Here is a 15,413-nt window from a genome sequence, read left to right as displayed (position 1 = left end):
ATTTGACCTTTTAATATTGACATTAAAATGTTCATTATGTACTATACGAGCACTAAAGATTTAGGTGCCTTATCCATGCGTTTATCTGTAACTCTTTGTTTGACAAGTCTTCTTTATACTTCAGCGCTTTTTGCCGTTCCTTCAAATGGCTGTGAGCAACAAAAATGTGTCGTGGTTATTGATGCAGGAAGTACCGGGTCTCGCTTACATCTTTACTCTTATGACTTAGATGAAACTAATTCGCCAGTTAAGATTACAGAACGCTATAGCAAGAAAGTTAAACCAGGCTTGGCAACCATTGAGCCTAATACAGCAACTATAGATGCCTATCTAACCACTTTATTTTCAGGAACGCCGGGCCAAGCTTACCCAGTTTACTTTTATGCCACAGCAGGCATGCGTCTTCTACCACAAGCGCAACAACAAAAATTTTATTCATTAGTTAATAATTGGTTTCAATCAAATGCAAATTGGCAACTGGCTTCTGCAAAAACAATTAGTGGTAATGACGAAGGCCTTTATGGCTGGCTTGCTCTTAATTATCGATTAAATAAGTTAGCAAATGCTACTGCAAAACCTGCAGGCTATATGGATATGGGGGGAGCATCTGTAGAAATTGCTTTTCCTGTCACAGACGATCAGGCAATTGATTCAAAAGACGTTAAGAATATTGATTTATATGGCCAGCATTTTAAAATCTTTGTGCATAGCTTTTTAGGCTTAGGTCAGACTGAAGTAACGCATCAATTCCTAGATACCAATAGCTGCTTTATTAAAGATTATGAATTACCTACTGGTGAGTTAGCGCAAGGGGATGCTTATCAATGTGAAAGTGAAGTCTCTGCTTTAATGAATGGTGTTCATCATGTTAATAAAGCCATTCAACCTATTTTAAATGCGAGTTCTATCACGGATTGGTACGTAGCTGGTGGCTTAGAAGCATTAGCAAAAAGCCCGCCTTTTAATTTTGCAGAGAACCATTTTTCAAGCCAGGAACTTCTTGATCAAGCTAATTCACTAGTGTGTCAGCAAGAGTGGCCAGATCTTAGTGCTCAGTACTCCAATAATGATTATTTATATGGCTACTGCCTCTTCCCAGCCTACTATTATGCTTTGATCGTTGACGGCTATGGCATTCAATCCGGGCAGCCTCTCAATTATCTACCTTCTGAACAAAGTGCCGATTGGAGTTTAGGTGTGGTGCTGCAACAAAAGGCTAGTTAAAGAGGCTGGTTTATTTTAAAGTGGTGCTGTTAATTTAGAAGATTGTCTGGGATTAATAAAAAGGAATTTAGCATGGAGCACAGTTTATTTCAGGACATATTTAGTACCACAGCCTCTCCTTGGGTCATTTTTATTCGTTTAGCAGTCGGGTTAGTTTTCTTCCCTGAAGGCATTCAGAAATTAATTTTTCCCGAGTTGTTTGGCGCCGGTCGCTTTAAAGCCCTAGGCCTACCTTTTCCTCAACTACTAGGGCCTTTAGTAGGCTGGCTTGAATTAATCTGCGGCTTATTAATCCTCCTAGGTTTATTTACCCGCATTGCTTGTATTCCTCTTATTATTCTAATGATTATTTCGCTAATCACTACCAAAATTCCTATTTGTTTTGGCGGCCAATGGGGAATTTTTCAGGTACGCGAAGTAAACCGATATGGCGTATGGAGTTTCTTACATGAATCCAGATCAGACTGGGCCATGTTAATGGGATGCTGTTACTTATTAATAGTAGGCGCTGGCAGCTGGTCATTAGACGCTTATTTAAGTTAATAAAAAAGCATAGAGCCAAAGAGAAACTCTAGGTCAAACTTGCTCGCCCAAACACCCAAGTATATACTTTGAAAACCGCCGTTGTAGCTCAGTTGGTAGAGCGATTGACTCGTAATCAATAGGTCAGCGGTTCGATTCCGCTCAACGGCATAGTAAAATCAATAACTTACGAATTTCAACCTTCATTTTTGATTTGCGTGTCGAATATGTGTCGAAGTTTGAAGGCTATTCTTAAAGCATTTTTTTTAATTCCTCCTAGTTCTATTAAAGATTTTAGATTGACTATACGGGTATTTATTTAATCCTAATATTTACTTTCTTTTATACTTTCCATTTTAGAGAGCAAATAAGCTGAGCTAAACTTAAAGAAGTTTATATCTAATTGGCGAAAGTAGAACTCTTAAAAGGATAATCGTGGACTCTATAGGACTATGGATAGGAAAAATATTTTGGAAACTATATTTATTTATCTATATTAAATTTCTTAGGCAATATCACAAGGATCTAGAGAAGCTACGTGAAAGCCTTTCAATACTAATTCGTACTAAATATAGGTTAGAAGCAAATAATATTGATGCTAACGAGAATCTTTTTATTTATAGCATATCAAATTATTTTTTAGAAATTAGGCCTTTGCCAAAAACTCTAAGTAAATATGACATTGAAAGAATGGAAAAAATTCAAGCAGATTTATTAGAAGAAGAAAACTATAAATATATACAAAAATTACGCTATCAAATTGGTTACCTATTTGCAAAGTTACAGATGAATACTTTTGCTTTCTTTAATAATAAAGAAAGGATTCACCTCGAGAAATTAACTTCTATTATTAACTATAAAAAATTAAAGTCATTGGGTGAAGATTTAGTTAATTTGGAGATAAAGGATTATTCAAGAATCAGTAAAATAATTAAGGATATAAATAGTCAATATAAAACTAAATTTTTATGTATAACTTTAAATAGGGAGAACAAATATATTTATCATTTATTTAAATATTCAAATAAATGGCTAATTGTTTTTTTACTATTTTCTATTATTGCTTCTGGGTTTTTTGAATGGGGTTATTTTTCTTATTTTAAGATTCCGATAGCTAATGTTCCCTATGCAATTAATGATGTTATTGGAATAATATTATCTTGGTCAAGCATAATGATTTTAGCTGCTTTTCTTAGTATAGCTTATTTTCTGCTTTTTTATAGGGTTTTTAAAGGTAAAAAACCCGAAGAGTTGATGCAATTGCATGGCTCTATTATAAAATGGTTTTTCTTTCCTCCTGTAATGTATTTCTACTTTATTATAACAATGTTCTGTTTCTCTTTTTGGTATTTAACCTCAGCAAATATCGCACTGTCTGATTATGAGATATTAGTAGCTTTTTCAGTTTCATGGTTGATATTTACTCAATGGGTTTTTTATTATTATACTATTCGGATTAAGGTACCTATATTTATTAATTTTTTAATCACATATATCCCTATATTTTGCTTATATTTTTTTCTACTTGGAAACTGTAGTGCAAAATTAGCTTCTATACAGCAAAATAAAAATATATATATCCAAGCTGATAAGGAAAATAGTATAGTCCATGGAAAAGTTATTAAAGTTATATCAAAAGGTTATTACGTTCTTGATGAATATAATAAAATAATATTTTACCTTTTTGATTATATAAAAAAAATAAATTAGCAAAAGTTGATTGGGCTTTTACCCAACGTTCACCTCAAAATCCTTATTAGTGTGCATGCAGCAATACTTGGCCTGTTTTAAATAAATTTCTTATCTTACGGTTTGGGTAAGTGAAAGTTTGGATATTTTGAGAAGTCAAAAGATGTGTCTAATTCATCTATGCGGGTTTTTATATAAGGAGTGAAGTAAATTGTATTAAAGCTATGATAAATTTGATTATTTGAATTTATGTATTCGACTATTTTATTCATTTGATCTAATCTAAATTTATTTAAATAAGGTTTTATTGCAATATTAAAACGTGAATCGGCACTTGAATAACTATTCGATTTTCCGTAATAAAGAATTAAAAAATCATAAAATTTATTTGACCATTCTTGACTATCTTCAATAAACTCGAGTATCTCTAATTCTTCTTTTTTAAAATCGGCTAGAAGAAAATTTTTAGTATATTCTATAATTAAATTGTTAAGAAATTTATCTGTGCTTTCATTTAGGAACCAGCCTAATCTAATTCCATAACCCTTAGAAGATAATATCTTTTTAAGAATTATTCTTAAGTCATTTGTTAACTGAGAATAAATAAATCCATAGGTTGCCATATATTTTGTAAATAATTCCAAAATCTCATCTTGCATCGAAATTCGACTAAAATAATCGGCATTTTTTAATATATAATCCTTAAGTAAATTTTTATTTCTTTGAGTCATAATTGATAACGCAGAGAAGTTAATTTTTCTGTTTAAATGGCAATTTTCATTTTCTATAAAAAAAGTAACTTTCCATAAACTCTTATATAAATCCAATTCCATATTTTGATTTAAATGAGAGAAAAATTTTGATTCCATGTAATTTTTTAGTACTTGATTATCATTAAGATGACTGGAATTCATAGATAGGTCAGTAACAAAATCATCAAAAATTTTCTTTGTATAAATAGGAGGCTTTATCAAAAGGCCAATTAAGACATTTTCTAGCTGAGAGCGAGTTTCTGACTTAGTTGGTTTAAACAGGTTTTTTTCTAATAAAGAGTGCTCAATCATAACAGGATGAGCTGCAAGATGTCTTAATTTTTGAAGATGTAGCAAGCGCTCAAGATCAACTACCTCAATGAAGTAAGTAGCTTTACAAACCTCGCGGACTAAATTTGCTTCCCATGCTATGCTCCTCTCATCTTCTGAAGATTTTATATATTTCTCTAAAATAGCTTGAGCTTTCGTATCATTATAAATGTGCGTTAATTTTTCAAGTTTAAAAAAAATGTCAGAAATTACTATATTCCATAGAGATACTATGGCTGATCTATAGTGCCCATTTTGGTAAGCTAAATATGACTCGTGAAAATACTCCTTAGTTCTATCATCATATATTTGCTCAATTAAACCTTCTATATCCATATTTCTTTAGTTTAGGTAGGCCTATGTTAAAAATAGCCCAACTTTTATATAATTTCTGATTTAACTATTACTAGAGCTAGAATTTTAACTATATTGTATTCCTTAACAGGTATAGGTTGGCCTCCTCCTGCATATAAATATCTATTAATCTTCAGAAATTTGATTGTGTTACGCGGCATTAAACTAAGATTGGTTTGTTCATAATTATATTAAGTTCATCAAAAATGAACAATATAAAAAAATGAACAACATTCCACTAAAAAATAATATTAGTACGGTGCACCTAAAAGGGTAATGGGTTTCTAAGTCTCATTAAAATCACTGGGACATTTGGGACAAGCGGGACACCCGCATAAACACAGGTTACAACTGTCCCATTTTAAAAAATATCAGTTGGGACAAATGGGACAATTCGTGGCGAAAAAATTTTTTCACTAGCAAACAATATCAACTAGGTGTATTTAAGATCACCACCTTTAAAGTGCTTGACACTCATTCTAATCTGGATCAATAATTTCTACGGACTTTGAGAAAGCCTTAATTACCGTTAATAATTAAGCTTTTAGGATAATATCAAAGAATCCCCAGTCTCTTTTACCGCATTTATGTAATAAAGAGTCAACTGGTTTTCAAACAGCATGGACGCTGGTGGACGGCATTAAGCTGATTGATCATCATTTGACGAGGTTATCCATGTCTAATACTAAACTTTCTCGTTTACAACTCTTAAACGAATTTGAATCTGCACCGAACTCTTCCTTATTTAATCAAAAAACGTTAGCTGCTGTTTTAAGTTGCTCTACTCAACTTTTAGAGCGTAATCGTTGGGCAGGCACTGGCATTCCCTATCTTAAAATCGGCCGCAAGGTTTTATATCGCAAAAGTGATGTTTTAGCTTTTCTAGAGCAGCAACGAGTCTATTGTTCGACTAGTGATGAAGGGCGAAGCCTAGCGCTGGTTAACGAATAAATTCCATAAAAATAGATTTTTGTTCAAGAAGGGGATGATGTCTACGGAAATTGTGCCTTTCATGAACGCTGTTGGAGAAAGAGTCATGAGTCAAAATCAAATTATTAATATCAAAAATAAAGCGGGTAGTTCCTCTGTCATTTGTGAGTACGCTGGTGGCCACTTTAAGTTAACGGAAAAGGGTATCTCTTTCCTTGGCAATGATAAAGATGGTAACCCAATGGCACCACGCTGGATCTGTTCACCGCTCTATGTCATCGCTAAAACTCGAGATGCTAAAAGTGGTGAGTGGGGACGTTTACTGGAATGGCAGGATGATGATGGCATTATCCATCAATGGGCAATGCCATTATCGCTATTACAAGGGGATTCCTCTGAAGTAAGGCGGGAGTTGGCTAACCTTGGCTTATCTATCTCACCGAATAAAATTGCTCGGGATTTGCTAGCTACCTATCTACAAGTGTTTCCAGTGGAGGCGAGGGCACGTTGCGTTGATAAATTAGGTTGGCATGGCGAAACCTTTATCACGGCATCGCAAGCAATAGGCAATTCGTCAGAAAGAATTGTCTTTCAAAATACTAATGCCATTGAATCGGCGATGTCTGTATCAGGTAGCGTTGAGGATTGGCGAAACACTATTGGTGCGCTTTCTGCTGGAAACTCACGCCTGGTTTTTGCTATTTCAACGGCCTTTGCACCAACATTAGCAACGATCGCGGGTGAAGATTCGGGTGGATTTCATTTCCGAGGTGCTTCTTCGTGTGGCAAAAGCACCGCTTTAAAAGTATCAGCTTCTGTTTGGGGCAATCCGCAAGCGTATTGCCGTTTATGGCGCAGCACTGCGAATGGTCTTGAAGGATTAGCTGCACTTCACAATGATGGGTTGTTAATTTTAGACGAATTAAGCCAAATGGATCCCAAAGAAGCAGGAGAAGCGGCTTATTTACTTGCCAATGGTCAAGGAAAAACAAGAGCTACTCGGCAGGGAATAGCAAAGCCCGCTTCTCGTTGGTCACTGTTTTTTCTATCAGCTGGTGAAGAATCCCTCATATCTTTAATGGCAAGAATAGGGCAGCGAACCAATGTTGGCCAGGAAATTCGCTTGGCAGATATTGAAGCAGATGCTGGGTTTAATATGGGCATCTTTGAAAATATTCATAATCAGTTAAGCCCCGCTACAATGGCACTATCCTTAAAGGAATATTCTGGCAAGTATTACGGCGCAGTTGGCCTGGAGTGGTTAAAAAAAGTAGTTACTAATCGCCAAGCTATTGCAAGCAAGATAAATGGTTTAATACAGGAATTTATAAACAAGCTTGCTATAGCAAATGCGACTGGTCAGATTATACGAGTAGCACGACGTTTTGCTTTAGTGGCCATTGCCGGTGAGTTAGCTAGTCATTATGGATTAACCGGTTGGGAAAAAGGCGAATCACTTTCTGCAGCTCAAAAGTGTTTTAACGTTTGGTTAGACGCGTTCGGCAGCGAAGGTAATCGGGAAGACAGAGCAATAATCGCGCAAGTGCGAGCTTTTTTTGAATCACATGGCGCAAGTCGCTTTGATAATGTAAGAACACCAAATAACGAACGTGTTCTAAATCGTGCTGGATTTTATTCAACTGACGATGAAGGCTATCGTGTTTATATGGTCTTAACGGAAGTCTTTAAAAAAGAGTTGTGCCTTGGCTTTGACCCCAGAATGGTTGTTCGCGTACTGATGAATGAAGGCTGGTTAAAACCTGCAGCCGATGGACTGCCTACTCATAAACCAAGAATTAGAGGGGTAGGTACGCCCAGAGTTTATAAATTCACTGATAAAATCTGGGGCGGTGAGTAAATTATTAAATAAAAAAATTGTCCCATAAATTTTAATTCTTGGGACAATTTGGGACAGCGTAAGCCTAGTCTTAATGCGCTGTCCCAAGTGTCCCAGTTGCCCCAGCCGATTTTACATCCTTAAGATATAACCATAACGTGTTACGCGATTTTATTCCCATCTCATCTTGTATCAACAAGCAAGTTCTATAGTTACCATGCTCAGCCAGCAAGCTTGCATACATTTGCTGCGCATACAAATAGCGCCAGCTTTTAGCGCTAGATAGGCGATGTTTGGCTAAAGCGCTGCGCCATCTTAAGCGGATTTCTTCATAGGGCATTATTTTTATGAGGCTATCATGCCTGCCAGTTAACTGATTAAAAAAATCTACAAGCAAGCGTTGAGTTGTTGTTCGATAAGGGATATGTCGGTCGCTCGAGTTAAACGCAATATCTCGAGTAATCCAAAAATGATTATCTTGAACCTGGATGTGCGGTTTTATTGTAATGGCTTCTCGAAAGGTTAAACCAAACTCAGTTTGCAATGCCATAATAATTCGAGCGTATGGATCGGTAATTGATTGCCATATATCTGCTTTAATATTTAACTTACGTTTTTTGCGTTTAATAGGACGTATTAAATTAAGCGCTTTGTTATCAATATTACCAACAGGACACTCACACATGGCCAAGAAGCGACGAATGATTGTCATATAGCGCATGATTGTCACTGGATTAATCTTGCGTTTTTTCCAATAAGAAACTAGTTCGGTAATATGTTGCGTGCTTAGTGCTTGCCAGGTGGGTGGTACTTGCCGAATAGCAAATAAATCATCAATCATTTTATGAATGATATAAGCACGATGCTTGCGATAAAGATATTTACCTCGCCTGTCTAATTTTATTTGCTGATTAGCGAATTGTCTCAATGATTGTGTGCGCATAGTTCACCTGCAAAGGTATTTTAAATAAGTGTTTGCCCTGAATGCTGTTTAGTGTTGGTCGAGCAGCTCACTCGCTGGTGAAACTCGGCAAAGCCGTAAAGCTCGAAGTAGGGGGCAAAGCAATCGTTATAAGGCAAACGATGTGGCCATAACTAAGTTTTTTTGGTGGTCTTTCTCCTAGCAATGTATGTAAAAAGATTAGATAAAACAAAAGCGCTTTATCCGCCATCCATTTCATAGTGAACAATGATTTAGCTCTATCGAACAATAGAGTTCCTTGAAGGTTTCCCGACTAAACGTCCAACCATGAGGTTAGGGAATAAGCATGGTTTTAGTATAAGACGCTTAAGCGTTTCGCCGGATTTCCACCGGCTCATCAGTCATACTTCATTTAGAAAAGTAGCAAAGTGCAGATCTTGAAACAAGGGGTTTGCCAGGGATTTCTTGTCCTATCTTATTTGTCGCGTTAGGACAGAGGGCTTTCTGAGCTAGATAATGACTGGCTTATATTGGTTGAAAAATGCTGCGTCACTGCATATATGTGCAGTGACGCAAGCTAGTCATAAAAATCTAGTTTCTAGGATAGAGCAATTCCCAATCAGGCTCGTAATGAAGGCAATGATAGCATCCATCTTCCATATTTTCAGGGCCTAGGCTTTGACAAAATGAGCATTCGTTTATATCGTCTTCAGTAAAGGCTTTACGGCATTCAAAACAGAAAAATTGGTTATCATATTCAATTAATTTGTTAGATCCACAATAACAGTGGACATCTGAGTGCTCTTCCAACTTATAGACTTTAATTTTTAATATTAATTTGATCCATGAATATTTTTCATTGCACTTTTTGCAAGCACAATGAAGCTCGGAAAATTGATTAACACTTTGACATTTTTCACAAGTGTAAAATAAGTTTATAGACTCATAGCCACATAATTTGCATGAACTTTCATAAATTAATTTATCTTGATACCTTGGCCTTGTTGAGCTGCAGAAACTACAGTTGGAGCATCTGAATAAGCGAGTATTAAATTTATCTTTTTTTAGTAAATTTACCAATTCATTCTTAATATACTCCTTGTAAACAAGTTCCTGATAGGGCTGATACTTTTTTTCTATTTGTTCATATACAGTTTTTATTTTAGAAGTGAAGTTATAGAAATTAAGGTGCCATTTTTTATTTAAATAAAGATTTAGAATATACCAGCCATGCATTTGATCAGAGATGAGTTTTGCATTATCTCTTTCTGATAAATTGTTACTAAAATGAACCCATTTATTTCTTTGATTCTTGATATCATTTAATATCTGTTTATGATCCTTATCTATAGGCGCTGATATTACTTTCTCTAAAACATCGCACATCTCGTCAAAATTTTTGGAGCAAAAATCTCCGATAAGGTATTTTTCTAAATTAGGCTGTCCTTTTATAATTAATGACCAATGCTCCATAATGATACGAGCTTTTAAGAATAACTCTACTCCCGACCAAAAGTGTATATAAGCGTATTTCGGATCCCCATTAATATCTTCAAAGGCTCTTTGTAAAAAATCTAAGGCATTTTCAACAAGATATTTTAATTGCCCTTCATTTTTCATGATGTATTCCATTTAATGAAAAACATATTCAGGATTTAGATGTTCTGAAGTTACTAAGGAAAATTGCTCAATTGATCTTACGACTTATATGACCTAGTAGCACCACTACCAGTTGCTGTAAAGCATCACATAATATGCATCTTCAAATGAGCTTCAACTTAGGCTCGCGCCGAACATTCTCCGAACGCTCTCTCACTATATTTTCCATACACCCTCAACAAGAGCAAAGTAGTTGCTTTTGGCATCTACCAATAAGATAGAGGGAGCGCAAAAATGTTTGCAAGGTTATTCCTCCCTTTTATTTTAAGAGTGTAATCTAATTATAGAAAACTTGATAAAAAAAGCTTAATGGAAGTATTTGGAAATTCCGGATTGTTTAATTTTTTTAACTTATCATATCAAAAATAATTGAATTTGTAGTTATATTTAACTACAATTATGTTGGATAATACTACATATGGTGTTAAAGTCATGACAACGAAAACGGTGCAAGCAAGAGTTGATAGTGATCTCAAAGATGCAGGTGAAGGGATTTTAAAGATGCTTGGTATCACTCCTTCACAGGCAATCAATGCCTTTTACGCACAGATTGTTTTATGTAGAGGTTTACCTTTTGAACTTAAACTGCCAAATAAACTATCTCGTGAAGCAATTGAAGAGTTAGAAAGTGGCGGCGGCAAGACTTTCTCATCCTTTAAGTCAATGATTGACGATTTGGATGAGGATACGCATGCTTGAAATAGTTCGTTCATCACAGTTTAAAAGAGATCTTAAAAAAATTATCAAGCAGCGCAAAGAACTGGGCTTATTACAAGAAATTGTAGAGCTATTACAAAAGTTAGAGCCGTTACCGCCTAAAATTGTGATCATTCTCTTTCAGGTAATTGGAAAGGGTATAGAGAATGCCATATCTCGCCAGATTGGTTACTTATATACAAAATTGATGACCAGCTAAAATTGTTAAGGTTAGCTCGTATAGGTTCACATTCAGAATTATTTCAGTAATTACTTTAAGTTCCCTAATATTTTTTTACCTAGTATCAGTTGTCAAGGATTCCTTGATAACTGAGCATTTGGTTTATATTGCTAGTAAGTTCTAAAACGAAATTGACCGCAACTAAATGTCTTAAGCTGAATTCTAACTATTTTTCTTCTTGTTAATTAGTTAACTATATTGCCAATCTTTGTTATCCCGCAGAAAATCATTTTTCTAAGGGCGCAATATACATACGTTGTATGTGGCGAAAAAACGAACTAAATTTCCCCTTCTTTGCTATTAGGTAATTGACTTAAGGCAGCACGTTCACGTTCTAGTTCAAACCGTAATTCTTCCTCTGTTGGTAAGTAAGGTAGGTACTTAGAAGCAAAGAGTTGTTTGCTGTCAGTTAACACAGAATATTTAGCGACCGCTTCACTTTTTTGGCTGCAGAGAATTAGACCGATGGTAGGATTGTCGTCAGAGCCTTTACGGTGTTGGTCGTAAATTCTGACATAGGTATCCATTTGGCCAACATCTTGATGAGTGAGTTTACCTAATTTTAAATCAATTAATAAAAAGCATTTAAGTTTAAAATTATAAAAAACTAAATCGATGTAGAAATCTTGATCCTCAGTGCTTAATCGTTGTTGACGGGCAACAAAGGCAAAACCTTTTCCTAGTTCTAATAAGAATTGCTGTAAGTTATTAATTAGAGCTTGCTCTATGGTGTTTTCTAAAAGTGGAGCATGAGGTAAGTTGAGAAAATCTAGAATATAGGGATCACGTAAATAGTGTTTTGGATTTGTTTGTAGCTCTTGGATATGTCCTTCAGCTTCAACAATTACCGGTTGTTTATCCTTACTAGACAGCAATCTCTCAAAGTATAATGTACTGATTTGCCTTTCTAATGCACGTGCACTCCAATTTTGTTCTATACACTCTTGTAAATACCAATCTCTAGCTTTTAGGTTTTCTACCCTTAACAACACTCTATAATGCGTCCAGGTCAATTCGGAACGCACTGCGTTCCATTTTGGGTAAGCTAAATAAAATGCACGCATATTTCTTAAATTACGTTCATCAAAGCCTTTGCCAAACTCACCTTTGAGTTGTTTAGAAAGTGATTTTAGTTGCTGTTGTCCGTACTCAGCGCGTTTTTGCCCTTGTTGCTCATGTTCAATAATTAAGCGTCCTACGTTCCAATAGGCTTGAACCATTGTATGGTTAACCGTAGTTTGTAACTGAGATCTTGCTTCATTTAATGTAGTTCGAATTGCAGCAAGTAGTTCTGAATGTTGGTTAGTTAAATCAGTCATTTAATTTTTTCTCTTTAGGTTGCAGGGCAATAATATCAGCCGATTTAACGACTCCCATACACTTTAAAATATAATCGGTAATTAATTGCATTGGTTTTCTCAACCGCTCTACATCGGCAATAATATAACCCGCAGTAACATCACTCGTCATTTTATGATTCAGTAAACGCTTAAGTGCATAGGCTGGAATATCTAAGCTTTCTGCAATAGTAATAAACGTTCTTCTTAAATCGTGTACTGTAAATTGAATGCCTGTTAGTTCGGTGACTTTAGTCATTTGTCTGCGAGGTTCAATAATATGGCCAGCAGCGCCTGCTCCTGGGAATACGTAATTGTTAATGCGACTGTCGTATCGCGCTTGCATTAAATTATATAGAAAATCAGAAAGGGGAAGGGTGTGGTTGTCGCGGTTCTTTGTGTCGTGAATGATTAATGTCTTTGCCTTTAAATCAATTTGATCCCATGTCAACGTGGCTGCTTCTTGACGGCGTAAGCCAGTAAATAGAATTAATAACAGATAATCACGAAGTGTCTTATTTTGGAGTTGCTCTAGGGCATTATACCAAGGGGCTAACTCGTGTGACTTGATAAGGGTTTGGCGTCGTTCTATGCGATACCAAGCGCGAGTTTGTGATAAACGTCTCACTGGGTTTTCGGGAATAAGTGATTTACCTTCAGCGTCTTCATATTGTCCACTTGCAAAATTAAATAAGGCACGTAAAACGCGCATGGCCAAATTAGCGTAGGCTTCACCGTGAGCATCGCCTAATTTTTGGTGGTGTTTAGCAATTTTGTCTTTGGTAATCGAAATCAGGGGTTTATTCATCCAGCTTGAGAAGCCTTTGGTTAGGATTTGTTTGTAATTGATAAGGGTGCTTTGCTTTAAGGACTTTCGGGCTTGGAGGTAATCATTAAATACTTCCTGTAGAGTGATTTCTCGCATCTTAGAGGTTTTCTTTTGCGCAACAGGGTCAAAGCCCATGGCAATTTGGCCAAGGAGCTTTTGAGCTTCTTTACGGGCCATCTCAACGGTTAATTCTGGATAACGTCCTAAGGTGATACGACTCAGTTTATTCTTAATAATCTTTTCGACAAAAAATGCTTTCGTGCCGCCTGAAGTCACTCGCACGCCAAACCCTTTCATATTGTCGTCGTAATAACGTTTTTGTGCGGACTTTCCATTTTGGGTGCTTAAGGGGATGGGCAATTTATCTACAACTGATTTAGTGATCTTCATTTAAATTTTCCTAAGCGTGTCGAATACGTGTCGAAGGCGTGTCGAATATATGTCGAAGAATTGTTTAAAATTTGTTAAAAGAACTTATAACTTATTATAAGGATTGCTCGTTGTAAATAAAAGGTTTTTAAAATAATTTAAAAGAATGTCGAAGTACATAAAATACTCAATTTTGTAACTCGTAATCAATAGGTCAGCGGTTCGATTCCGCTCAACGGCATAGTAAAATCAATAAGTTACGAATTTCAATTTTCATTTTTGTTTTGCGTTTCGAATTTTCAACACAAGATTTTAAATCAAAGTAGATAAAAAAATATATTAAAGTATTTTTAGGTTATTAGGTGTTTCCCATTTCACGGAAACATGAGTGCCTAACAACAAAGTACCTAACCGATTTCGATAATTTTCTAAGTTTCTAAAGCCCTAAGCACACCATTGAATGGGTTTCATACTACGGTGAGTACCTTTAGTAATGACGTAGAAATTTATTAAACGCCTTATATGCGCTAAATTTTGCCAAGCAAACTATAATTATTCTAAGTTAATATGAAGTTTTCCGAGGTTATTGTTATGGTTAGGATTATAGAAAAGAGTAGTGAGTTACAGCATAGGGCACTTAATTCTAAAGAAGCAATTGCAAATTTAGCCTATAAACTGACTGAGGGAACATCCAATGCTTTAATTGCAATTATTGAATTTAAAGAACTTATAGATGGATTATCTGATAATGAATTAAAAAATAAAATTTTAGGGTTAAGCATTAATGTACGAAATGATCAAGTGTCAATAGGTGATATTTTATCAAAAATAGATAAAGGCATGTGCGTGAAAAGGGCAGCACAACAAATAACAAAAATTCTTAATGATCATATAGCTAATGAGATTTTGGAAATTAATTTAGATTCTGCTAGAGATCAAAATAAGTATAATCAGTGTTTGATCTTATATACAATAGTGCGGGATATAGATGAAGGCTTAAAAGCTATAAAAAAATATTTACAGCCTTTATCAAAAGAAGAACTTTTAAAAGTAGTGACTGAGAAAAATCAAGATAAAAATTCCTTGTTACATATTGCTGCAAGAGATCCCAATGATAATAGACGTTTATTAGAGATTCTAAATCTAATTGACCCAAAACATAGATTAGCGGTGATTAAGGAGGTAAATTGTAATGGTGATCCTTTAATTCACCTCTTGGCTGATAAGAGTGATAATTTTGCTTCCCTTAAAGAAGCTTTATCACTTATTCCTCCGGAAGATAGATTACAAGCAATTAATGCAAAGGATCGTCTTAATGGCAACACAATACTTCATAATATGGCCATGCTACGTGAGTCTCCTGAAGGCATAGTATTTACTCTGGAAAGTCTACCAAAAGAAATGAGGTTAAAAGCCCTTCAAACAAAAAATGAGGATGGTCACTCACTATTAGATATTCTTGTTAAAAATTCAAATGAGAGGTCTCTTCAGGCCATTTTAAATATTGTACCAGAAGCTAAAACAGAAATAGATGCATTGACACAGGGTAATAAAGCTAATGCTTCGGAATGTTCAGCATCTTTTATTAATGTTATGGCTAAGAATAATGCAGCCAGCGGAAATCATTCAAATAGTACTCTAGATAAAACGATAAAAGGCGAGGATAAAGAAGAGAAAAAGCGTTGGATTATGCCACAAAGAAAAAAATGGTAGCAAGCGTAG

At 35.3% G+C, this 15,413-nt stretch carries 14 protein-coding genes and 1 tRNA gene; 10 read left to right on the top strand and 5 right to left on the bottom strand.

The window, feature by feature from the left end; translation table 11 throughout:
• The first annotated feature begins 36 nt into the window (after positions 1 to 36).
• The 4 genes from ACQUW5_RS06260 to ACQUW5_RS06245 all read left to right on the top strand — a co-directional run bounded on the left by ACQUW5_RS06260 (position 37) and on the right by ACQUW5_RS06245 (position 3,456).
• Positions 37 to 1,224: a multidrug DMT transporter permease gene (locus ACQUW5_RS06260; RefSeq protein ID WP_444990362.1), complete on the top strand. Its 1,188-nt coding sequence runs from the start codon at positions 37 to 39 to the stop codon at positions 1,222 to 1,224.
• A gap of 72 nt (positions 1,225 to 1,296) precedes the next feature.
• The gene (locus ACQUW5_RS06255; protein ID WP_444990361.1) at positions 1,297 to 1,767 is read left to right on the top strand and encodes a DoxX family protein; all 471 of its coding nucleotides are present in this window, start codon (positions 1,297 to 1,299) and stop codon (positions 1,765 to 1,767) included.
• 77 nt (positions 1,768 to 1,844) lie between these two features.
• Positions 1,845 to 1,917: transfer RNA gene (locus ACQUW5_RS06250), tRNA-Thr, on the top strand.
• A 264-nt stretch (positions 1,918 to 2,181) separates the two neighbouring features.
• The gene (locus ACQUW5_RS06245) at positions 2,182 to 3,456 is read left to right on the top strand and encodes a hypothetical protein (protein ID WP_444990360.1); all 1,275 of its coding nucleotides are present in this window, start codon (positions 2,182 to 2,184) and stop codon (positions 3,454 to 3,456) included.
• Between the two features lie 95 nt (positions 3,457 to 3,551).
• Here ACQUW5_RS06245 and ACQUW5_RS06240 read toward each other — a convergent pair whose 3' ends face one another.
• Complete coding sequence (locus tag ACQUW5_RS06240; RefSeq protein WP_444990359.1) at positions 3,552 to 4,853, bottom strand: hypothetical protein; 1,302 nt, start codon at positions 4,851 to 4,853, stop codon at positions 3,552 to 3,554.
• A gap of 693 nt (positions 4,854 to 5,546) precedes the next feature.
• Between ACQUW5_RS06240 and ACQUW5_RS06235 the strand changes: the two genes are divergently transcribed.
• On the top strand, positions 5,547 to 5,822 hold the full coding sequence (locus ACQUW5_RS06235) for a helix-turn-helix domain-containing protein (protein ID WP_444990358.1): 276 nt from the start codon (positions 5,547 to 5,549) through the stop codon (positions 5,820 to 5,822).
• Between the two features lie 85 nt (positions 5,823 to 5,907).
• Positions 5,908 to 7,659, top strand: coding sequence for a DUF927 domain-containing protein (locus tag ACQUW5_RS06230; protein ID WP_444990493.1), 1,752 nt, complete (start codon positions 5,908 to 5,910; stop codon positions 7,657 to 7,659).
• A 70-nt stretch (positions 7,660 to 7,729) separates the two neighbouring features.
• On the opposite strand, the gene ACQUW5_RS06225 is transcribed toward ACQUW5_RS06230, so the two are convergent.
• Together ACQUW5_RS06225 and ACQUW5_RS06220 are read right to left on the bottom strand one after the other, a co-directional pair.
• Complete coding sequence (locus ACQUW5_RS06225; RefSeq protein WP_444990357.1) at positions 7,730 to 8,581, bottom strand: site-specific integrase; 852 nt, start codon at positions 8,579 to 8,581, stop codon at positions 7,730 to 7,732.
• Positions 8,582 to 9,151: 570 nt separating this feature from the next.
• Positions 9,152 to 10,180, bottom strand: coding sequence for a hypothetical protein (locus tag ACQUW5_RS06220; RefSeq protein WP_444990356.1), 1,029 nt, complete (start codon positions 10,178 to 10,180; stop codon positions 9,152 to 9,154).
• Between the two features lie 471 nt (positions 10,181 to 10,651).
• Between ACQUW5_RS06220 and ACQUW5_RS06215 the strand changes: the two genes are divergently transcribed.
• The 3 genes from ACQUW5_RS06215 to ACQUW5_RS06205 are packed head-to-tail and all read left to right on the top strand — an operon-like array spanning position 10,652 to position 11,185.
• Positions 10,652 to 10,918 carry a type II toxin-antitoxin system RelB/DinJ family antitoxin gene (locus ACQUW5_RS06215; RefSeq protein ID WP_444990355.1) on the top strand — a complete coding sequence of 89 codons (267 nt, stop codon included), beginning with the start codon at positions 10,652 to 10,654 and terminating at the stop codon, positions 10,916 to 10,918.
• Positions 10,911 to 11,135 carry a type II toxin-antitoxin system RelE/ParE family toxin gene (locus ACQUW5_RS06210; RefSeq protein WP_444990354.1) on the top strand — a complete coding sequence of 75 codons (225 nt, stop codon included), beginning with the start codon at positions 10,911 to 10,913 and terminating at the stop codon, positions 11,133 to 11,135. The genes ACQUW5_RS06215 and ACQUW5_RS06210 overlap by 8 nt, the downstream gene beginning before the upstream one ends.
• Positions 11,090 to 11,185: a type II toxin-antitoxin system mRNA interferase toxin, RelE/StbE family gene (locus tag ACQUW5_RS06205; RefSeq protein WP_444990492.1), complete on the top strand. Its 96-nt coding sequence runs from the start codon at positions 11,090 to 11,092 to the stop codon at positions 11,183 to 11,185. Before ACQUW5_RS06210 ends, ACQUW5_RS06205 begins: the two co-directional genes overlap by 46 nt.
• Positions 11,186 to 11,434: 249 nt before the next feature.
• On the opposite strand, the gene ACQUW5_RS06200 is transcribed toward ACQUW5_RS06205, so the two are convergent.
• Together ACQUW5_RS06200 and ACQUW5_RS06195 are read right to left on the bottom strand one after the other, a co-directional pair.
• A complete protein-coding gene (locus tag ACQUW5_RS06200) occupies positions 11,435 to 12,475 on the bottom strand; it encodes a PDDEXK nuclease domain-containing protein (protein WP_444990353.1) in 1,041 nt (346 codons plus the stop codon).
• The gene (locus ACQUW5_RS06195; protein ID WP_444990352.1) at positions 12,468 to 13,712 is read right to left on the bottom strand and encodes a tyrosine-type recombinase/integrase; all 1,245 of its coding nucleotides are present in this window, start codon (positions 13,710 to 13,712) and stop codon (positions 12,468 to 12,470) included. The genes ACQUW5_RS06200 and ACQUW5_RS06195 overlap by 8 nt, the downstream gene beginning before the upstream one ends.
• Before the next feature lie 570 nt (positions 13,713 to 14,282).
• Between ACQUW5_RS06195 and ACQUW5_RS06190 the strand changes: the two genes are divergently transcribed.
• Positions 14,283 to 15,404, top strand: coding sequence for a hypothetical protein (locus ACQUW5_RS06190; protein ID WP_444990351.1), 1,122 nt, complete (start codon positions 14,283 to 14,285; stop codon positions 15,402 to 15,404).
• The last annotated feature ends 9 nt before the right edge of the window (positions 15,405 to 15,413 follow it).

The organism is Legionella pelazae, from assembly GCF_052527395.1.
The sequence above is the reverse complement of the archived record's forward strand: the minus strand, read 5'-3'. Positions and strand labels throughout refer to the sequence as shown.